General features: G+C 41.1%; 18 protein-coding genes. 2 read left to right on the top strand and 16 right to left on the bottom strand.

Annotated features, from left to right (window positions below; translation table 11 throughout):
- Positions 1-9: 9 nt before the first annotated feature.
- The 6 genes from HMPREF1116_RS07740 to HMPREF1116_RS07715 form a co-directional block, all read right to left on the bottom strand.
- Positions 10-963, bottom strand: coding sequence for a class I SAM-dependent methyltransferase (locus HMPREF1116_RS07740; RefSeq protein WP_000345090.1), 954 nt, complete (start codon positions 961-963; stop codon positions 10-12).
- Between the two features lie 103 nt (positions 964-1,066).
- On the bottom strand, positions 1,067-2,194 hold the full coding sequence (locus HMPREF1116_RS07735) for an N-acetylmuramoyl-L-alanine amidase family protein (protein WP_000724454.1): 1,128 nt from the start codon (positions 2,192-2,194) through the stop codon (positions 1,067-1,069).
- A 118-nt stretch (positions 2,195-2,312) separates the two neighbouring features.
- The gene (locus tag HMPREF1116_RS07730) at positions 2,313-3,920 is read right to left on the bottom strand and encodes a CTP synthase (protein ID WP_000105251.1); all 1,608 of its coding nucleotides are present in this window, start codon (positions 3,918-3,920) and stop codon (positions 2,313-2,315) included.
- A 317-nt stretch (positions 3,921-4,237) separates the two neighbouring features.
- The gene (gene rpoE / locus HMPREF1116_RS07725) at positions 4,238-4,813 is read right to left on the bottom strand and encodes a DNA-directed RNA polymerase subunit delta (protein WP_000418422.1); all 576 of its coding nucleotides are present in this window, start codon (positions 4,811-4,813) and stop codon (positions 4,238-4,240) included.
- 292 nt (positions 4,814-5,105) lie between these two features.
- Positions 5,106-6,305, bottom strand: coding sequence for an ABC transporter permease (locus tag HMPREF1116_RS07720; RefSeq protein ID WP_007555395.1), 1,200 nt, complete (start codon positions 6,303-6,305; stop codon positions 5,106-5,108).
- Entirely contained in the window at positions 6,302-7,195 is an 894-nt protein-coding gene (locus HMPREF1116_RS07715; RefSeq protein ID WP_000895259.1) for an ABC transporter ATP-binding protein, read from the bottom strand. Before HMPREF1116_RS07715 ends, HMPREF1116_RS07720 begins: the two co-directional genes overlap by 4 nt.
- Before the next feature lie 325 nt (positions 7,196-7,520).
- On the opposite strand from HMPREF1116_RS07715, the gene HMPREF1116_RS07710 reads away from it, so the two are divergent.
- Positions 7,521-8,426 carry an alpha/beta fold hydrolase gene (locus HMPREF1116_RS07710; RefSeq protein WP_000746567.1) on the top strand — a complete coding sequence of 302 codons (906 nt, stop codon included), beginning with the start codon at positions 7,521-7,523 and terminating at the stop codon, positions 8,424-8,426.
- Positions 8,427-8,545: 119 nt separating this feature from the next.
- Here the strand turns inward: HMPREF1116_RS07710 and pheT are convergent, their stop codons facing one another.
- The 5 genes from pheT to HMPREF1116_RS07685 form a co-directional block, all read right to left on the bottom strand.
- Entirely contained in the window at positions 8,546-10,951 is a 2,406-nt protein-coding gene (pheT, locus tag HMPREF1116_RS07705) for a phenylalanine--tRNA ligase subunit beta (RefSeq protein ID WP_000961528.1), read from the bottom strand.
- A 130-nt stretch (positions 10,952-11,081) separates the two neighbouring features.
- Entirely contained in the window at positions 11,082-12,128 is a 1,047-nt protein-coding gene (gene pheS, locus HMPREF1116_RS07700; protein ID WP_000103748.1) for a phenylalanine--tRNA ligase subunit alpha, read from the bottom strand.
- Positions 12,129-12,404: 276 nt separating this feature from the next.
- Complete coding sequence (gene ldcB / locus HMPREF1116_RS07695; RefSeq protein WP_000747750.1) at positions 12,405-13,121, bottom strand: LD-carboxypeptidase LdcB/DacB; 717 nt, start codon at positions 13,119-13,121, stop codon at positions 12,405-12,407.
- Between the two features lie 11 nt (positions 13,122-13,132).
- Positions 13,133-13,594: an HIT family protein gene (locus tag HMPREF1116_RS07690; RefSeq protein WP_000335582.1), complete on the bottom strand. Its 462-nt coding sequence runs from the start codon at positions 13,592-13,594 to the stop codon at positions 13,133-13,135.
- 1 nt (position 13,595) lies between these two features.
- Positions 13,596-14,633, bottom strand: a complete 1,038-nt coding sequence (locus tag HMPREF1116_RS07685) for a M42 family metallopeptidase (RefSeq protein WP_001077253.1) — start codon at positions 14,631-14,633, stop codon at positions 13,596-13,598.
- A gap of 134 nt (positions 14,634-14,767) precedes the next feature.
- Between HMPREF1116_RS07685 and HMPREF1116_RS07680 the strand changes: the two genes are divergently transcribed.
- Positions 14,768-15,304 carry a DUF1307 domain-containing protein gene (locus tag HMPREF1116_RS07680; protein ID WP_001045999.1) on the top strand — a complete coding sequence of 179 codons (537 nt, stop codon included), beginning with the start codon at positions 14,768-14,770 and terminating at the stop codon, positions 15,302-15,304.
- Between the two features lie 46 nt (positions 15,305-15,350).
- Here the strand turns inward: HMPREF1116_RS07680 and brnQ are convergent, their stop codons facing one another.
- The 5 genes from brnQ to HMPREF1116_RS07655 form a co-directional block, all read right to left on the bottom strand.
- A complete protein-coding gene (gene brnQ, locus HMPREF1116_RS07675; RefSeq protein ID WP_001074604.1) occupies positions 15,351-16,676 on the bottom strand; it encodes a branched-chain amino acid transport system II carrier protein in 1,326 nt (441 codons plus the stop codon).
- Positions 16,677-16,840: 164 nt separating this feature from the next.
- Positions 16,841-17,122 carry a rhodanese-like domain-containing protein gene (locus HMPREF1116_RS07670; protein WP_000659171.1) on the bottom strand — a complete coding sequence of 94 codons (282 nt, stop codon included), beginning with the start codon at positions 17,120-17,122 and terminating at the stop codon, positions 16,841-16,843.
- Positions 17,119-17,709, bottom strand: a complete 591-nt coding sequence (locus HMPREF1116_RS07665; protein WP_000078102.1) for a uracil-DNA glycosylase family protein — start codon at positions 17,707-17,709, stop codon at positions 17,119-17,121. Before HMPREF1116_RS07665 ends, HMPREF1116_RS07670 begins: the two co-directional genes overlap by 4 nt.
- A 52-nt stretch (positions 17,710-17,761) precedes the next feature.
- Entirely contained in the window at positions 17,762-19,162 is a 1,401-nt protein-coding gene (gene pepV, locus HMPREF1116_RS07660) for a dipeptidase PepV (protein ID WP_000215921.1), read from the bottom strand.
- Positions 19,163-19,171: 9 nt separating this feature from the next.
- Entirely contained in the window at positions 19,172-19,777 is a 606-nt protein-coding gene (locus HMPREF1116_RS07655; RefSeq protein ID WP_000670142.1) for a nitroreductase family protein, read from the bottom strand.
- Between the last annotated feature and the right edge of the window lie 74 nt (positions 19,778-19,851).

The following is a 19,851-nucleotide window of genomic DNA, read 5'->3' as shown; positions in this document are numbered from 1 at the left end:
AAATTTATACTAGATTTCATGTTCTTGACACCAATTTTGAAAATTTTCCTTAAATTCCAACAAAATTTCAGGATCCCGAAGACTAGTAAGTGGATAAACGAATGGCTCTGTCCCTTCTCCCACCTTCTTTTGCAAAACAAAAATGGTCTTAGACTGGGCTCCTTGAGCGAATAGATCCTCTGGTAAAGCAATAATTGCCACTAGTTGAGCCTGGTCAGTGAGCCATGATTTCAAAAGTTCACTCTGAGGACTCGTCAAAAGATCTGTTGGAGCAAGGAAAATAGCATAGCCTCCCGTCTTCAGATACTTGAGAGATTGCTCCATTAATAGATGATGAGCGTAAGTATGTTCATCTTTTGCTGCCACTTGGTAACGTGAAGCGATCTGATCGTCTGGGTAGTAGCCAATCGGGAGGTCGCTCACAATAATAGCACTTTCTTTTAATACTTGTGGACGTACTGCATCTCCTTGGACAAAGCCCATTTGAAGATCCATAACTTCAGCCATGCTTGCAGCTAGATCAATCAAGAGGTCATCTAGTTCAATCCCAAGGTAATCTACCTTTTTGTTCATGGACGTTAAGAAGCTAGCACCCAGAATTCCCATCCCAGAACCCAACTCTAATAAACTTAGATTTTCAGCAGGCCACAGTTGCTCCATCAGAAAAATCATCAAGTGACCAATGGCGTCTGGTGTAAACTGGTGATTTGCTTGTAGAGGTTCTGTTTGCGCTGCCTTCATTAACAAGAATTGGTAGGTTCGTAACCACTCTTCTTTTCGAAGAGCCAATCGTTTTAATGCTTGATTATTTTTCTTGACATCTTCCAGATTTGTCTGACCATCCAGATAGATCCCATTTTGCTCAATCAAGGCATCGTAAAAATTTGTCGTCAAATCATTTTGGATGATTTGGACATTTTCTAGTAAATAGGTATATGCTTGTTCAATTTTTTCAAAATCCATACCCTTATCTTACCAAAAATAATGTCCTTTTTCCAGATTTTCATAATTGTGAAAATGAAAAAAAGAAAATCTACCTCCTCAGTAGACTTTCTCTGTTTAACATTTATTTCCAAGCGCCACTGGCATCTACATAATAGCCATCTGGCGTGCGTGTATTGCTAAGCATATTACCAGATGAAGCCAGATAGTACCACTTACCATTATCTTTAATCCAGCCTGTTGCCATTGAACCTGAGTCTTTTAGATAATACCAAGTACCACCATCATTAAGCCAGCCTGTCGCCATTGAACCTGAGTCTTTTAGATAATACCAAGTACCACCATCTTTAAGCCAGCCTGTCGCCATTGAACCTGAGTCTTTTAGGTAATACCAAGAGCCGTTATCATATAACCAATCAGCTGAAATCATAGCTCCTGATGATTTAAAGGCATACCAGCTACCACCTTGGTATAGCCATGTTTGATTAAACATAACCCCTTCATCATCCATAAAGTACCATGTTCCCTGATCCTTAATCCAAGCATCTTTAACTAGTTGTCCTTGTTTTTGATAGTACCAGTTTTGTTTAGATTTTAGCCAGCTTTCTGCTTTTACAATCGGATAAAGTATTTTGAAGGCTCCTGCTCCCCTGTAGGAATGACTAATAACTCCTGGTTTTTGAAGTTTCAATTCTTCATAGTCGTCTGCCCAAGCAAATACTTTTTGACCATTGACAGTCTCTGGTAAGGTAGCAGTGTAGGTCTTGGTTTGATAGTCCCATTTTGCATCAAGGTAGGTGTGTTGATCATTTGATTCGTCAATACGGAAGTAACCACTCTTTCCACCGTCATTATATACATCATCAACTACTTTAGTGGACCAGGTCTTTGTTTCATTTCCACTCTTGGCTTCTACTTTGATATCTCCTCTGTAGCCATAAGGTACGTAGAAATTCAGGTAACGCCCCTCTGTACCGACCATAGACTTGTCCTTTTCTTGACCTAGAAAATTGACAGTCTGATCTTGACCATTTAAAGTGACTTTCCATTCAATTTTTTCGTTTTTGGGCAAATCTAAGACTTTGATATCTACTTCATGTCCATTTTCAAATCGAAGAATTTTGCCATCTTGATATTGAACACCACCCTTAATGACCCACTCTTCTTCAAGCTCGAAGGCCTTTCCTGAATGAGGAAAAGCTAGTAAAGCTAAACCTGCTAAAGACAAACTAAATAGTGTGATTTTTTTCATGAGATTCCCTCCTGTTTTTATCCATGTTAATTATATCACTATGTTATTTTTTTGCAAGAGATATCCTAAATGTATATAGGAAGAACCTCTGAGATGACTCTCAAAGGTTTAATCATGACTATTTACTATTTTCGACAGCTGCTGTTACAAAAGCAGTGTAGAGTTCTTCTGGGCGGTTTGGACGACTTGAAAGCTCTGGGTGGTACTGACAAGCCACAAAGAATTTGTTTTCTGGAATTTCAACAATTTCGACCAAGCGATTGTCTGGTGAAACGCCTGAAAAGACAAAACCTGCTCCTTCAAACTGTTCACGGAAGGCATTGTTAAACTCATAACGGTGACGGTGACGGCGTTGCACCACCTCTTTGTTATGATAAGCTGCCGCTGCCTTAGAACCACGTTTTAGCTTAGAAGGATAAAGTCCCAAACGAAGGGTACCACCCATGTCCTCAACATCAATCTGATCACGCATGATATCGATGATAGGGTATTTGGTATCAGGATTTAGCTCTGCTGAATTAGCTCCTTCAAGACCTAAGACATTACGGGCAAATTCGATACAGGTCAACTGCATACCCAAGCAGACTCCCAGCATTGGTACATCATTTTCACGCGCATAGCGAATCGCTTCAATCTTGCCTTCTGTTCCACGTTGACCAAAACCACCTGGCACGATGATTCCGTCAGCATCAGATAGGAGTTCTGCCACATTGTCAGCTGTCACATCGTTAGCATTGACCCAATCAATCTTGACTTCTGCATCATTGGCATAACCAGAGTGTTTCAAGGCTTCAACAACGGAGATATAGGCATCTTGCAACTCAACATACTTACCAACAAGGGCAATCTTGACTTGTTTTTTGAGGTTCATAACCTTGTCAACCATAGCTGACCACTCTGTCATATCTGCTGCAGGTGCATCTATTTTCAAATGGTCACAGACGATTTGGTCCATACCTTGTGCTTGCAGATTAAGTGGGATTTGGTAAAGATGATCCACATCCAAGGACTCAATAACTGCTTCTGGTGCCACATCACAGAACTGGGCTAGTTTATTTTTAATTCCTTGTCCAGCTGGCTTTTCAGTACGGATGACCAACATATTAGGCTGGATTCCCAGACCACGCAATTCTTTGACAGAGTGTTGAGTTGGTTTGGTTTTCATTTCACCAGCTGCCTTGAGGTAAGGAAGCAAGGTCGTATGGATATACATGACATTATCTGCACCCACATCTGCCTTCATCTGACGAAGAGCTTCTAAGAATGGAAGGGACTCGATATCGCCGACTGTTCCACCAACCTCTGTAATAATGACATCAGAGTCTGTCGTAAGAGCAGCACGCTTGATTTTTTCTTTCAAAGCATCTGTAATATGAGGAATAACTTGGACAGTTGCACCCAAATATTCACCGCGGCGTTCCTTACGAAGAACTTCGCTGTAGATTTTACCAGTTGTCACGTTTGAGTATTTATTGAGGTTGATATCGATGAAACGTTCATAGTGACCCAAGTCCAAATCTGTCTCAGCCCCATCATCTGTTACAAATACTTCTCCGTGCTGGTAAGGGCTCATGGTTCCTGGGTCAATATTGATATAAGGGTCAAATTTTTGAATGGTCACCTTCAAACCACGGTTTTTCAAAAGGCGCCCAAGGCTCGCTGCAACGATCCCTTTCCCAATAGACGATACCACACCACCAGTGACAAAAATATATTTCGTAGACATAGATTCCTCTTTCTAAAATGCTCAAGGTCTTGTTTACTAACAGGGGATTGAGAAAACAAGACCTTCATCAATAACTACACCCCAAGAAGAAAATCTTCCTGGGAAAACAAAAATAGCTCCCTAATAACTAGGGAGCTCCGACCTCTAAAAGAGGTGCCCGAACAATATATTACCTCAAAATGAAGCATTTGTCAAATAGAACAAATCGTTGACTTGGCATTCTATTTTGCATAACTCATTCAAACTAATACATAAAAAGCTGGAACTAGAAAATCGAGACTTGATAGACCGATTCCAGCTCCAACTCCTCTTTATTTTTATTCTTCCTCTTCCTCAGAGTCTTCGTCGTCCTCTTCATTAAGATCGACTTCTTCATCTAGATCATCTGGGGCGATTTCATTGATTTCAGCATCGTAGGCTTCCACTTCATTCTTCTCATCATCTGGATTTTCATCATCATAAGAAAGAGCTGGATCTTCTTCGTATGCATCCTCATCTTCTGGATCATCTGCACTGTAATCAATAGCATCTGCATCACCATCCATGAAGGCGTTGACACGTTTTTTCTTAGCCTTAGGTGCTACTTCTTCATCATCACTTTCCTCAAGAGCAATGATTTCCTCATCGATTTCATCAACTCCATACCATGAACGAAGACCCCATTTGTTATCTCCAAGTGAGATAAAGCTACCGTCAAAGTTCAACTCTGTGTAGAACAAAGGCAAAGCTTCACGAATATCGCTATTAGAGGTACCGAGATAGTTTTGGATTTCATTAACTAAATCACTAAAATGCATTTCGTGATCACGACCACGGAGTTCCAAGATGGCACGAGCCACCTCAATCATAGATAGTTCACTTTTTTCTTGCCCAGCAAATACTTCTAATTCCAAAGCGTTTCTCCTCATTTTTTACTACTAACGCCAGAGTGGATAAACTCTGATCTCATTTTATCATGTACTCTTTATTGTACGATAATTTTGCCTAATAGTCAAAGGTTTAGGAGAAATAAATGTGAAATATTTCAGCTAATTAATACTCAATGAAAATCAAAGAGCAAACTAGGAAGCTAGCCACAGGCTGCTCAAAACACTGTTTTGAGGTTGTAGATGGAAGCTGATGTGGTTTGAAGAGATTTTCGAAGAGTATAAAAGACCTGGGAGATACACTCACAGGTCCGATACTTTATTTATAACTTAAAGCTCGTTTAAAGGTTTTCCAAATTCCTAAATCATCCGTTTGAAGAACCAAACTAGCATACATACGTCCAATAAAAGCTGTTGCAGTAACTGCAAAAATAACCGTTATAGCAAGCGAAATCCAAGCTTCTAGTCCATTTGCATAACCATTGATAGCTCTGAAAGGCATAAAGAAGGTTGAGACGAATGGAATGTAAGAACCGATTTTCAAGATTAAATTATCACCAGAAGTTCCTAATACAGTTACCCCAATGAAACCTACCATAATCAAAAGCATCAAAGGCGATAAGGCCTTACCAGAGTCTTCAGGTCGTGAAACCATAGAACCTAAGAAGGCAGCCAAGACCACATACATAAAGAGACTAACCAAGACAAACAATAAGGTATTGATCGAAAAGGCTTCTCCCAAGTGATTTAGAATACCTGAATTAGCCAAGATAGGCATATCCTTAAAGAAGAAAATAGCTCCAAGACCACCTACAACATAAATACCAATATGAGTCAAAATGACTAGAAGTAAGGCAATCATGCGGGCGTAGAAATAATGGCTAGCACGAATGCTTGAGAAGACCACTTCCATGATTTTGGTTCCTTTCTCGCTGGCTACTTCCTGAGCAGTAACACTAGCATAAGTAATCAAAATCATATAGAGGAAGAAACCCAGTCCTGCAGCCGCAAAGGTTTGGACCATCTTTTTATTTTCCTTGGCTTCATCAATCTGTTCTGTGAATTGAATTGTTTGAGCCAAGAGTTTTTCCTGTTCCTGAGACAAATTTGCTTCTGAACGGTTGAGTTGGGATTGGAGTTCATTCAACTTAGCGGTCACTGCTAACTTAATGCCACTCTCTAATGAAGTCTCACCATGATAGACTGCCTTGAGGACACTATTCTCCTGGTCAATGGTTAGATAGCCTTTTATTTTCTCATCCTTGATAGCAGCTTGGGCACTTGCTTCATCCTTATAGTCAAAGTTAAGACCATTGGTCGATTTAAGTTCTTCTGTAACAAGAGGAACAGAACTAACTACTGCTACCTTACTATTTTGAGCCAAGGAAGAACCTTGGAGAACACCAATTCCTCCAGATAGACCTAAAAAGAGGAAAGGCGAAATCACCATAAAGAAGAAACTCCACGACTTGACATGTCTTAAATAGGTTTCTTTAATTACAACCCACATATTTCTCATACTTCCACCCCTGATTCTAATTTAAAGATTTCATCGATTGTCGGCGCTTGTTGGTCAAAGGTCGCGATATATTGACCTTGAGTCAAGATTGGGAAGAGTTCCCTACCAGCACTTTCATCATCTAAAATCAACTTCCAACTACCTTGCTTGGTCAAGCTAACCTGTTTAACATGAGGAAGATTCTCCAGTTCTTCCTTGCTTCGTTCACTTGAAACAAAAAGTCGTGTTTTCCCGTATTGATTGCGAACCTCTTGAACCGGTCCATGCAAGACGACACGCCCATCACGAATCATGAGGATATCATCACAAAGTTCTTCGACATTGGTCATGACATGGTCAGAAAAGATAATAGTCGCGCCACGTTCTTTTTCTTTTAGGATAACCTGCTTAAGGAGTTCGGTATTGACTGGATCCAAGCCACTAAAAGGCTCATCTAGGATAATCAAGTCTGGCTCATGAATCAGAGTAATGATCAGTTGAATTTTCTGTTGATTTCCTTTTGAGAGACTCTTAATCTTGTCCGTCAGTTTTCCCTTGACTTCCAGTTTTTCCATCCATTGAGGGAGTTTTTCTTTGATTTCCTTGGTATCCATGCCTTTTAGGGTCGCCAAGTAACGAACTTGTTCAAGGACTGTCAATTTAGGCATAAGACTACGTTCTTCAGGGAGATAACCAATGCGAGCATAGGTCTCCTGACGAATATCTTGACCATCAAGCTCAATCTCCCCTTGATAGTCTAAAAATTTCAAAATACTGTGAAAAATAGTTGTTTTCCCAGCTCCATTTTTCCCAACCAGCCCCAAAATACGCCCTGGTCTTGCTTGAAAGTTAACATCAAACAAAACTTGCTTAGGCCCAAAACTTTTCTCTAGATTCCTTACTTCGAGCATCATCCACCTCCGAAATTTATTGCACTCATTATACTCCTTTTTGATAGCTTTTACAATGATTTATGTACATTTTTAAATCTTTGTTTTTAAAAGGATATTTACTGAATTGGTATTTTATTGGCTCTTCGCCAAGTATTTTATCCCCAGATTTTAAGTGATAAATTTATTATACTCATTTCTTGATAAATCCGTTGGCTATGTCCTCAAATGTTCATTTTCAGTCCTGAATTGTTACTACTAATCTTCATTATCCTGCCTAGCTTATCGTGCTATTTTATGGTATATTTTTGATAGACTATAGATTATCATAGGCAAGGAATCTGATATGAAAAAAAGACTTAAACTCGAACCAAACAACAATAGCTTAATCATTTGGGAAGCTGAACAGCCAAAAGCAGTTCTTCAGCTTGTACATGGGATGGTTGAATACGTAGAACGATATGAAGAATTTGCTCTAGCCATGAATAACGAAGGCTTTACTGTTATCGGCCATGATCATCTCGGCCATGGTTTTACTGCTCAAAATTCAAGTCAACTCGGAGTCTTTCCTGAATCTCCCGAGGAACTCATCGATGATATTGAAAGAGTGACCTCCTTCATTCAAGAAAGCTATCCAGGATTTCCAATCGTCCTTCTAGGGCATTCTATGGGTTCTCTTATGTGTCGCTATTATGTAGCTAAACGAAAACCACCTATCAATGCCTTGATTATCATGGCGACTGGTCAACAACCTCAGTTTCTAACTCGATTTGCTCTCATCCTAACAGAATGCATCCGACTTATAAAAGGGAATAAACACCGTAGTAAACTTCTAACCTACCTGTCCACTGACAGTTTTAACCGTAGTATTAAAAATCCTAAAACATCCGTAGATTGGCTTTCAAAAAATGAAGAATCTAACCAAGCTTATCTGAAGGATTCATTCTGTCAATTCATCCCTACTATTCCTATGTACAGATCCATTTTTTACTTCTCTAATCAAGTAGCTAGTAAGCAGGTAATCGATGAGATTCCAGCTCAACTCCCCATTCTCGTTATTTCAGGACAAGAAGACCCTCTGGGAGAAAATGGTAAAGGTATAGAAAGATTTGTAAAACTCCTAAAGGCTTCACATTCGAAAGTAAGCCTTCGATTAGTTGAAGATGCTCGTCACGAAATTCTAAACGAGAATAATCGAAACGATACCTATCACTTCATAGCTGATTGGATGACAAAAAATATCGATGTCTGATCATCTTGTAACAGTATTAAAAAGGAGTTGTTTCCCCGTCAATTTGATTCAATCATCAGGCTGAAGCTTGATGATTTTTTGTACTAAAAAATCCACCCCGAAGGATGGATTTTAGACTGTTAACGCACTTCTGCATTCACTTTTTCTTCAAGTGATGCTTGGATTTTTTCCATGTAGCGTGCGACTTCTTCATCAGTCAAGCTATCTTCTGGATTTTGGAAGGTCAAGCTATATGCCATTGACTTCATACCAAGTCCTAGTTTTTCACCTGAGAAGACATCAAAGAGTTTGATAGCTGTCAAACGTTTCACGCCTGCAGATTTGATGGCATCAACCACATCTTGGTGAGTCACTTCTGCCTTGAGGAGAAGAGCGATATCACGGCTGACTGCTGGGAATTTAGTAATTTCCACAAAGGCTGCTGCTGGTTGAAGGGCTTCTTCAATAGCTGAAAGGTTAAGCTCAGCTACATAAGTCTCTGGAATATCGTAAGCCTTAGCCGTCACAGGGTGCACTTGACCGAGGAAACCGACTACTTGATCACCGAGTGAAATCAAGGCTGTACGTCCTGGGTGAAGGCTAGCGATTTCAGAGGTTGCTGTATAAGTCACTTCAAGACCCAAGCGAGCAAAGAGGGCTTCCAAAATTCCCTTGGCATAGAAGAAGTCAACTGGGACAGCTGCTGTTTGGAAGTCTTTTTCAGCAACTAAGCCAGTCAAGGCAAAGGCAAAGCTATTGATTTCATTTGGCAATTCTTCTTTTGGATTACCGATTTGCTCGAAAACTTTTCCAATCTCATAAAGAGCCAAGTTTTTATTCTTACGTGCTACGTTGTAGGCAACTGTATCCAAAATACCTGAAACCATATTTTGACGGAGAACTGAACGGTCCACAGTCATTGGCCACATCAATTCTGTCAAATGACTTGGCTGAATCGTAAACTCGACTGCTTTTTCAGGAGTTGTCAGAGCGTAGGTGATAATTTCTGTCAATCCAGCACCTTCTGCAATGGTACGAACTTGACGGCGCAATTTTTGTGTCGCAGTCAATTCACCAGCTGTTCCATCATCTTTTGGAAGACTAGTTGGCAAGCGATCATAGCCATAGATACGAGCGATTTCTTCAAAGAGGTCAGCTTCAATAGTAATATCCCAACGACGACGAGGGACGCTGACTGTAAAGCTTTCTGCATTTCCAGAAAGACCGAAGCCAAGACGACGGAAGACATCCTCTACATCCGCGTAGGAAAGCTCAGTACCAAGGACACGATTGACGTCAGAAAGGGTTGAAGAAACTTCTACATCTGAAGTATCCAACTGACCTGCTGAAACGATTCCCTTACGCACGGTTGCACCTGCAAGCTCAGCAATCATACTTGCTGCTGCATCAAGGGCTTCGTTAACAGTTGCCACATTGATCCCTTTTTCAAAGCGAGAAGATGACTCAGAGCGAAGATTGAGACGACCACTTGTCTTACGGATAGATTTGCCATTGAAAACAGCTACTTCAAGAACGACACGAGTAGACTTTTCAGAGATTTCTGTAGCTTGTCCACCCATGACACCTGCAAGAGCTACTGGCTTGTCTGCTACAGTGATGACTATGTCATTTGTTTCCAACTCACGTTCTTCACCATCCAAGGTCACTAATTTCTCACCAGCACGTGCTTCACGTACACGGATGTCACTCCCTTCAAAGGTATCCAAGTCAAAGGCGTGCATTGGTTGACCAAAGTAGAGAAGGATGTAGTTGGTCACGTCCACTACGTTATTGATTGGACGGATTCCCTCGTTCATGAGGAGGTTTTGCAACCATTGTGGACTTGGTGCAATCGTCACATTGTCCAAGATACGAGCGGCATAGTAAGGCGCCTTGTCTGTCTCAATGCTGACAGAAAGAGCGTCTGCTGCAGATTCATTGGTTTCTGTTAAACTGAATTCTTTAAAGTTGACTGCCTTGTCATAGATAGCTGCTACTTCGTGAGCTACCCCACGCATAGAAAGAGCGTCTGCACGGTTAGGTGTGATAGAAAGCTCGATGATTTCATCATCCAAGTCTAGGTAAGAGAAGACTTCCTCACCTGGAACGGCATTTTCTGGCAAGATTTGGATACCATCTGCAAATTCTTTTGGTACAACTGAGTCAGAAATTCCCAATTCACCAAGGGAACAGATCATTCCGAGAGATTCCAAACCACGGATTTTTCCTTTTTTGATTTTGTAATTGTCAGCGATACGAGCTCCTGGAAGTGCCACCATAACCTTGATGCCTGCACGAACATTTGGTGCTCCACAAACGATTTGACGGGCTTCTTCTTCGCCAACGTTAACCTGACAAACATGGAGGTGAGTTTCTGGCACATCTTCACAAGACAAGACCTCACCGACAACAATTTTTGAGAGACCGGCAGCTGGTGATTCCACACCTTCTACTTCGATCCCTGTGGTTGACATTTTTTCAGCCAACTCTTGTGATGGCACATCAATGTCCACCAATTCTTTTAACCATTTGTATGATACTAACATAATTCTGATCGTAAGATCTCATCAATCGAGACCTTTTCAATTCCTTTCTTTTTCTTCGAGTAAGCTCTTGCCATTTCTCACCGAGAGGAAATGACTAGAACTGTATAGGATTGTGTTTCATGTTTCAATCTTATTTAAACTGTTCTGAGAAGCGGACATCGCCTTGGTAGAATCCACGGATATCGTTGATTCCGTAGCGAAGCATGGCTACACGCTCTTGACCAAGACCAAAGGCAAAGCCAGAGTAAACAGTCGCATCGATACCACTCATCTCAAGGACACGTGGGTGAACCATACCGGCACCCATAATCTCGATCCAACCAGTTTTCTTACATACGTTACAGCCGTCTCCGCCGCACTTGAAGCATGAAACGTCAACCTCAACAGAAGGCTCTGTGAATGGGAAGTAAGATGGGCGCAAACGGATTTGGCGCTCTTCACCAAACATTTTTTGCACAATCAACTGAAGAGTTCCTTGAAGGTCAGCCATAGAGATGTTTTTCCCAACAACCAAGCCTTCGATTTGATGGAATTGGTGACTGTGGGTCGCATCGTCAGTATCACGACGGAATACACGTCCTGGTGAGATCATCTTCAAAGGACCTTTAGAAAAATCATGGGCATCCATCGCACGCGCCTGAACTGGAGACGTGTGGGTACGGAGCAAGATTTCTTCTGTGATGTAGAAAGTGTCCTGCATATCACGGGCTGGGTGGTCTTTTGGAAGGTTCATACGTTCGAAGTTGTAGTAGTCTTGCTCAACTTCAAATCCATCCACAACTTGGTAACCCATACCAATGAAAATATCTTCAATTTCTTCACTAGTTTGTGTAAGAACGTGACGGTGACCAGTCGCAACTGGACGTCCTGGAAGTGTCACATCAATGCTTTCACTTGCTAGTTGAGCTTCCACTTTCTTTTCTTCCAAGAGCTTAGCTGTTTCTTCAAAGGCAGCTGTTAGGACATCACGAGCCTCATTGACGTGTTTTCCGATAACAGGGCGCATTTCAGCAGAAACGTCTTTCATCCCTTTAAGGATTTCAGTCAGTGACCCTTTTTTACCAAGGACTGAGACACGCAATTCTTGCATCTCTTTTTCATTTTCAGCAGTAATCTGCTTCAAGCTAGCTAGCGTTTCTTCACGAAGCGCTTTTAATTGTTCTTCAATAGTTGACATAATTCCTCCATCAGTCTCTCGTAAGATAAAAAGAAAACCACATGCCAAAAACTCCACTCGGAGCGTTGACACGCGGTACCATCCGTTTTCATCTGACAAGTCAGACCTTTATTCTGAATCCATAGGCAAGTGAATTCACCCAGCTTTCATATAGAGAGCTTTCAGTCACGGCTCTCCTCCCTGAGATACTTCCCCTGAGATACTAGTCTTGCAGATTCCTATTTAATTATTATTCATTTTATCAAATTTTAAGTAATCTTGCAAGATGTTTTGCGACTAATCAACATAGTCTCCACCTTCAAAACCGTAATACTCTTCCAAACTGAGGCCACTTGCTGCAATTTCTTTGGCTTCTTTGCCAACATAGCGAAGGTGCCATTCCTCAGCCATATATCCTGTTTCTTTTTCCTTACCTTTAAGGTAACGAACGACAAAGCCATAGTCTGCGGCGTGGTCTAAAAGCCATTGGGCTGCCTTTTCTTCAGTGACTAGTTCTCCATTTGTTCGAATCAGATCAAAAGCTAAGCCAGTTTGGTGTTCACTATAACCAGGTCTTGCAGAATAGCGGTCAGCTTCAGCCTTGCCATCTTTATTTACATAGTTCTGATAAAGCTGAGTTTGAGTTTCATAACTTCTAAACCCACTATAGTGATCACTAATTGGGAAACCTGCTTGCTGCATAGCTGCAATGAGTTTTAACAGTTCTGCCTTTGCGGTAGGATTTTCTCCAGGATTGTAATCTTTTGACATAGGATAATGCTTATTAGCCACAACAATCTCATCGTACTTGCCTTGAATGCTGTAGTGATCTCCTTTGTTAACCACTTCTGCTTTCTTTTGACTAGCTTCCTGAGACTTACTTCCCGCGGTTCCTTCTTGTACAGTTGCTTGCTCTGCAGAAGACTTAGCCTCTGTAGTTGATGATTTTTCTTGTGAACAAGCTGCCAATGTCAAGGCTAATAATCCTGATAAGATAAGGTATCTTTTTTTCATCTGTTATCCTTTCATTTAATCATCTGGTTTAAAGTCTCAGATAATCTTGCAATCAAGTCTTCTAATTTGCTTCCCTTAACCTGATATTCTTCAGCAATCATTTCTTCCCATGGAACCCACCAGACTGGACCACGTCCATTAAGACCGTGTCCCTTCATATCACCCTCTCGTCTAGGGAAAATATGCCAGTGGACATGGGCATCTCCATTTCCAAGCAACTCTACATTCATCTTTTCAGCAGAAAAAGCTTTAGAAACAGCTTCCTGCACCAGACTCATTTCCTCTAAAAATTGAAGTCTGACACTTGGACCTAGATGATGTAGTTCTGTGACATGTTCCTTGGCTAAGAATAGAGTGTAACCTTCAAAATACTGGTGATCTCCGATGACAACATATCCTGTTTCTAACTCCTTGACAAAGTAGGGATTGTCACCAGACTTGATGAGTTCAATTCGATCACAAATCAAGCACATCTCAGTCCACCAACTCACTCTTGAGATAAGCATCCACCATACGCTCAGTAGCCACTACAGAATCAATATGAGTACGCTCATAAGAATGGCTTGATTCAATACCTGCTCCTAGAAGAGCGTGCTTAACCTCTGCTCCAGCTGACATCGCTGCCGAAGCATCCGAACCGTAAAATGGATAGATATCTAGCTTAAATGGAATGTCTTGCTCTTTTGCGAGAGCTACCAAATGCTGACGGAATTCATAGTGGTAAGGACCTGAAGCATCCTTAACACAGATAGAGACTGTGTACTCATCCGTCTGCTGATCATCTCCCATTGCTCCCATATCCACAGCTAGATATTCGACAACTTGACTAGGGATACTTGAGTTAGCACCGTGCCCCACTTCTTCAAAGACTGAAAAAGCAAAATGCGTAGTGACAGGAAGTTCAATTCCTTCTTCTTTGTAGACTTTGAGGAGATTAAGGAGAATAGCTGCGCTGACCTTGTCATCCAAATGACGAGACTTGATAAAGCCTGTCTCAGTCACGACAGTTCGTGGGTCAAAGCTGATAAAATCACCAACCTCGATACCGAGTGCGCGTGTTTCTTTTTCATTGGTCACTTTTTCATCCAAACGAACTTCCATATTGTCCTGTGTACGTTCCGCAGTTCCAGCATCTTTGTAAACGTGACAAGAAGTTTGGTGGATCAAAATCGTACCTGATACGGTTTTACCTGTGCTAGCTACATGGACCGTGCAGTTTTCGCCTTCAATCATGTTCCAAGGATAGCCACCGATACGGTCCATCTTGAGACGACCATCTGATTTAACAGCACGAACAATGGCACCCAAGGTATCTACATGGGCAGTTACATAGCGTTGTTTGTCATCATTTTTACCTTTAACAGTAACGTTGACACCACCTTTAGCAGTACGGATTGGTTGATAACCTAGTTTTTCAAGCGTCTCAACTAAATAATTCGTAATTTCACGCGTAAAACCTGTTGGTGACGCAATAGCAGTTAGTTCTTTGATATATTCTACAGTTTGATTCATTTTTTCACCTCTTGTTACCATTATATCACTTTTCCCATCGTAGTATGTGCAAAAAAGAAAAACTTAAAATACTTTGATTTTAAAATTAATCTATGGTAAAATGAAGTAAAGTATTATGATGAAAGGAATACAAAATGAACAAATATTTCAAAACGACACTTTTCTTAGCCTTGCCTTTGGCATTCTTGTTGGGATGTTCAAAACAATCCTCAACCACTTCTTCTAGCTCTTCTACACCAGAAACGACTGAAGTAAAAACTTCTGAATCTAGCACTACTGAAAAGAAATCCGAATTAAAAACTGCGACCTTTGTGAACGATTCTCAGCCTGGTGTCGTATCAACCTTAACTTATACAGTTGACGGTGATAATGTTGTCAAACAAACTGCTCATAATGTCGCTGATCCTGAAGTCCTCAATAATACTGCAGATGCTGTAAAAAGTATTCTTGAAGAAACCTACAAAGGCTATAAGGGACTTAAAGGGGTAACTTTCTCAATCGAAGTTAAAGATGGTAAAGTCGTACAAGATCTTGAGATTGACCTTTCAGTTGCAAGCATTGACGAACTTAGAAAAGCTTTACCAGAAGAATACTCAGGCGTTGGAAAAAACGTAAGTTTTAAAGCCTCTAAAAAAATGTTAACAGACCTTGGTTATACAGAAAAAAACTAAGTAACTAAAACTAAATAGAAAAAACTTGGCCGATGCCAAGTTTTTTCTATTCCATTTCAAAAGCTTCACTTTCTTGTTTATTTGGAAGAACAAGAGAAAGTAGAATTCCGATAATAGCTGGTACCAACCATGGCAGAGAAGCCTCCGCAAATGGTAGAGCGTTCACGATATTTGCAAGGACCTCGACTTTAAAAGTAGATCCTAAAACACTTGCAATAGCAATGGCTGTGACAATACCAACAGTTAATTGCATTCCTGGTTTTGAAAGAGCGACAAACTTATTCACAATCACAATCATGACAATGGCAATCGTAATTGGGTACAAAATAACGAGAACTGGTACAGAGTACTTAATAATAGCACTCAAACCAAGATTTGCAATGGCAAAACCAATCAAGGTAAAGACAGTCGCATAAACCTTGTAGCTGATTTGTGGGAAACGTCCGTTAAAGAACTCGGCAGTTGATACAATCAACCCTACAGTCGTTGTAAAGCAAGTAACGGTTACCATAGCCGCAAGGAAAAGCTGAGCAGTAGAACCAAAGATTTCTTGAGTCGCTTGAGACAAGATATAAACTCCCGGAGTTCCACTCTTCATTGCTTCTTCTGTTACTGGGAAATGATTGCCCAAGAAACCTAGCCCGATGTAGAGAGCACTAAATCCGAGTGCTACAACGATTCCAACCACCCAAATGGTTGAAATGTACTCTTTCTTACTTGAAAAACCAAGTTGTTTCAAGGTTTGAACTGCAATCACACTAAAGGCAACAGAAGCAAGCGCGTCAAGTGTATTGTATCCTTCAAGGAAACCTGCACCAAAGGCTGAAGCTTGATAAGCGCCTGAAGCTGCTTGTGGTGCATTCCCACCATACTTGAAAGCTCCAAGGATAACCAGAATAACAATTAAGATGGCAAAAACTGGAGTCAAGATTCGACCGATACGATCCAAGATTTTTGAAGGATTCAACGAGATTAGGTAGGCAGCTACAAAGTAGAGAATGGTGAAGACAATCAAACCTAAACCTTTATCTGCTTGATCCAAGAGTGGACTAATACCAACTTCAAACGATGTCGTTGCTGTACGAGGGATGGCAAAGAATGGGCCAATCGACAAGTACAAAACTGCAAGATAAATCGTCGCAAACCATGGAGAAATTTTCTTAGAAATTTCATAGATATACCCCTTAGGATTAAGGGTCCCAATAATCAAAGTTAGGACGGCAATCCCAACACCTGAAAATACAAATCCTGCAATGGCAGGAAGGAAGTTTTCTCCAGACTGTGCGCCTAGAGTTGGAGGGAAAATCAAGTTACCTGCTCCAAAAAATATTCCAAACAGGAGTAATCCTGTTAAAGCACCTTTTTTAGCCATAAACTCTCCTTATTAAAAATAAAATACTTTCTTAGTATAACATGATTAAAGGCCAGAAAAGGCTGTCACGAAATAATTCTAAAATGTTTTCAATTTTCCGAATTTTAATGCAAAAAAATTCCCTTCGAGACCTTTTTTATTTTCAGTCTCAAAGGGAGTTTGTCTTATTCTAAAGCATCCATGCCACCTTTGACATTGATAACTTCATAGCCTTGTTCTGCTAAAAATTGGCAGGCACGTGCGGAACGGATACCTGATTTACAGATCACATAGTAAGGCTGGGTTTTATCTAGTTGCTCATAAGTATCTGCCAGTTGACTAAGAGGGAAATTACGAGCATCTTCTAAATGAAGAGCCTCAAATTCCTCTACTTCTCTCACATCCAATACAGAAAGCGCCTCTTTCTGATAAAGCTGGTAAAAATTGTTAAAAGTAATTTCTTTCATTTTTCTTCTCCGAGAATTTTTTGGATTCTATCTTTCAAGTCAGGCACAACTTCTGCCTCAAACCAAGGATTTTTTTTCATCCAGATTTGATTGCGGGGTGAAGGATGCACCAGTGGGAAATAATCAGGCAAATAATCCTTGAACCGATGCACACGGTCTGTCACCTTACCACTAACTTTCTCATGCAGGTAGTAGGCTTGGGCATACTGACCAATCAAGAGTGTTAATTGAATATCTGGCAATTCCTTCAAGAGTTCTGGATGCCATTTTTCTGCAAAACCTGGACGAGGTGGTAGGTCACCCGATTTCCCATGACCTGGAAAGTAGAAATCCATGGGCATGACTGCAAAGTAACCTGAATTGTAAAAGGTGTCTTCATCCACACCCAACCATTCTCGCAAGCGGTCCCCACTTTTATCCTTCCAGTATAGCCCTGCTTCTTGGGTTTTGAGACCAGGTGCCTGGCCAATGATATTGATACGAGCTGTTTTTGGTGCTGCAAAGAGTGGCTCGATGCCTTGCTCAGTATAGCCGGCATTTTGGGGATCCTCTATGATAGCTTGCTTGATTTTTTCGATTTGAGACATCTGTTTCCCTCCAAAAAGAAGTCCAAGCATAAAATCTCAGACTTCTAGATCATTATTTGATCAATTCATAAATAGCTTCAGCGTAGATTGCTGCTGCACGGAAAAGATCATCCAAGGCGATAAATTCGTTGGCTTGGTGCATAGTATCGATAGAATCTGGGAACATAGCACCGTAGGCTACACCACGCTCTAAGAGACGACCAAACGTTCCACCACCGATAACTTGTTCGTGACCTTTAAGACCTGTTTGTTTTTCATAAACATTCAACAAAGTTTGAACGAGTGGATCTTCCATTGGTACGTAGTGAGGAGTATGCCCATGTTCAGAAAGGCTAACTGAAGCAACTGGCAAGGTTTCAAGAACTGACTTGATTTGCTCTGGGCTTGTTCCTTTTGGATAACGGAAGTTGAGGGCAATAGTATTGTCAGCACTTGATTCGTCGAAGCGGAAAACACCCGCATTCATAGAAAGGGCACCCATCTTTTCGTCCACATGAGCTACTTTCAAGTTCTTCCCTTCGTGGTCATTCAAGAGAATCTTACCAGCAATATCGAGGTAGTCTTTTGCAGGTCCTTCAAAAGCAAATTGGCTGAGGAAGAGAGCAAGGTAAGTCGCACCATTGACACCTGAAGCAGGCATAGCACCATGAGCTGATTTACCAATTACAGTCACCTTGTACTGACCGTTCTCTTCTTGGATGTCTCCTCTGAGTTTGTGCTCTGCAACAAAGGCATCTAGTTTAGCTTGCAAGTCAGCCAAGTCACCTGAAACGACTGCTGTTGCTGATTCAGGAACCATGTTTTCACGCAATCCACCTGTAAAGCTGTGAAGACGAGCTGCACCAGTATTTTCACCAGCAAAGTGAAGGTATTCAGTGATATTTCCCTTTTCACCATTGATGATAGGGAATTCAGCATCTGGAGAGAAGCCAAAGTCTGGTTTTGCAAGTCCTACATGCTCAAAGTAGTAGTCCATATCTGCCCAACCTGACTCTTCGTCAGTTCCGACGATGAAACGAACTTTCTTAGAAGTTGGAAGACCCAATTCTTTGATGATTTTCAAACCATAGTAACAAGCTGTAGTTGGTCCCTTATCGTCAGAAGCACCACGCGCATAAAGACGACCATCTTTGATAGTTGGAGTGTAAGGGTCAGTGTCCCAACCGCTACCTGCTGGCACTACGTCCATGTGGGCAAAAATTCCGAGAACTTCTTCTCCTTCACCAAACTCGAAATGTCCTGCATAGTTGTCGACATTTTTTGTTGGGTAGCCATCACGGTCTGCGATTTCAAGGAATTTTTCCAAGGCTTTTACTGGCCCAGGTCCAAATGGATGCTCAGCATCTGCCTTGCTGTCATCACGTTCTGAGTTGATTTCCAAAAGGCTAAACAAGTCAGCCAAGAGGTCTTCTTTACGTTTTTCTACTTCTGCTGTAAAATCAATAACTGTCATTTTTTCTTCCTATCTTTTTTCGATAATTTCATCTACTGGCAAGCGATAGCTTGGTTCCAACTTCTCATCTGTATATCCCACTGTAATCAAGAGTTCTGGACGGAAGCGTTCTTCGATTTCCAAGACTTCATTGACTTTTGATTTGTCAAAACCAAGGATAATGTTTGATCCGATTCCTTGGTCAGTCAATGCAAGGACCAAGTTCATAGCTACAAGCCCAGCATTAAGAGCCAAGTAGTCACTAACTTGTTGTTCGTTGTAACGCGCAAATTCTGCTGGAAGATTTTTCAAGAAGTATTGCAGTTGCTCTTCTGAGAAATTGTTGGCACCACCAGTACGGGCAATCTTGCGAGCACGTTTAGCTAAGTCTGTATCTGTAAACAAGGCAATGGTTACAGGTGCAGATGCTACTTGCTCAAAGTTTGAACCGTAAGCCAATTTTGCTAGTTCAGCATTTCTTTCACGAACCACGACGAATTTCCAAGGCTGACTGTTGTGAGCGCTTGGTGCCAAGGTTGCGATTTCGATAGCTGTACGAACATCCTTCGGATCGACAGGTTTATCAATAAAATGCTTGGTCGCATGACGTTTTTTATTTAACTCAAGAAATTTCATAATTGATTTCCTTTTCTATTTCTATTGCTTCCATTTTACCACATTCTGAAAGAGCTTGCAGAGTTTTTTCATTA

Source organism: Streptococcus sp. SK140 (genome assembly GCF_000259525.1).
Lineage (GTDB): Bacteria > Bacillota > Bacilli > Lactobacillales > Streptococcaceae > Streptococcus.
The sequence above is the reverse complement of the archived record's forward strand: the minus strand, read 5'-3'. Positions and strand labels throughout refer to the sequence as shown.

Coding starts and splice junctions, on each gene's coding strand:
- pepV (WP_000215921.1), bottom strand. CDS start 19,162: ATGACAGTTATTGATTTTACAGCAGAAGTAGAAAAACGTAAAGAAGAC.
- HMPREF1116_RS07655 (WP_000670142.1), bottom strand. CDS start 19,777: ATGAAATTTCTTGAGTTAAATAAAAAACGTCATGCGACCAAGCATTTT.
- HMPREF1116_RS07720 (WP_007555395.1), bottom strand. CDS start 6,305: ATGAGAAATATGTGGGTTGTAATTAAAGAAACCTATTTAAGACATGTC.
- HMPREF1116_RS07685 (WP_001077253.1), bottom strand. CDS start 14,633: ATGAATCAAACTGTAGAATATATCAAAGAACTAACTGCTATTGCGTCA.
- pheT (WP_000961528.1), bottom strand. CDS start 10,951: ATGTTAGTATCATACAAATGGTTAAAAGAATTGGTGGACATTGATGTG.
- HMPREF1116_RS07665 (WP_000078102.1), bottom strand. CDS start 17,709: ATGTCTCAAATCGAAAAAATCAAGCAAGCTATCATAGAGGATCCCCAA.
- HMPREF1116_RS07735 (WP_000724454.1), bottom strand. CDS start 2,194: ATGAAAAAAATCACACTATTTAGTTTGTCTTTAGCAGGTTTAGCTTTA.
- pheS (WP_000103748.1), bottom strand. CDS start 12,128: ATGTCAACTATTGAAGAACAATTAAAAGCGCTTCGTGAAGAAACGCTA.
- brnQ (WP_001074604.1), bottom strand. CDS start 16,676: ATGGCTAAAAAAGGTGCTTTAACAGGATTACTCCTGTTTGGAATATTT.
- HMPREF1116_RS07690 (WP_000335582.1), bottom strand. CDS start 13,594: ATGTGCTTGATTTGTGATCGAATTGAACTCATCAAGTCTGGTGACAAT.
- HMPREF1116_RS07730 (WP_000105251.1), bottom strand. CDS start 3,920: ATGTCTACGAAATATATTTTTGTCACTGGTGGTGTGGTATCGTCTATT.
- HMPREF1116_RS07715 (WP_000895259.1), bottom strand. CDS start 7,195: ATGCTCGAAGTAAGGAATCTAGAGAAAAGTTTTGGGCCTAAGCAAGTT.
- HMPREF1116_RS07680 (WP_001045999.1), top strand. CDS start 14,768: ATGAACAAATATTTCAAAACGACACTTTTCTTAGCCTTGCCTTTGGCA.
- HMPREF1116_RS07710 (WP_000746567.1), top strand. CDS start 7,521: ATGAAAAAAAGACTTAAACTCGAACCAAACAACAATAGCTTAATCATT.
- HMPREF1116_RS07670 (WP_000659171.1), bottom strand. CDS start 17,122: ATGAAAGAAATTACTTTTAACAATTTTTACCAGCTTTATCAGAAAGAG.
- ldcB (WP_000747750.1), bottom strand. CDS start 13,121: ATGAAAAAAAGATACCTTATCTTATCAGGATTATTAGCCTTGACATTG.
- HMPREF1116_RS07740 (WP_000345090.1), bottom strand. CDS start 963: ATGGATTTTGAAAAAATTGAACAAGCATATACCTATTTACTAGAAAAT.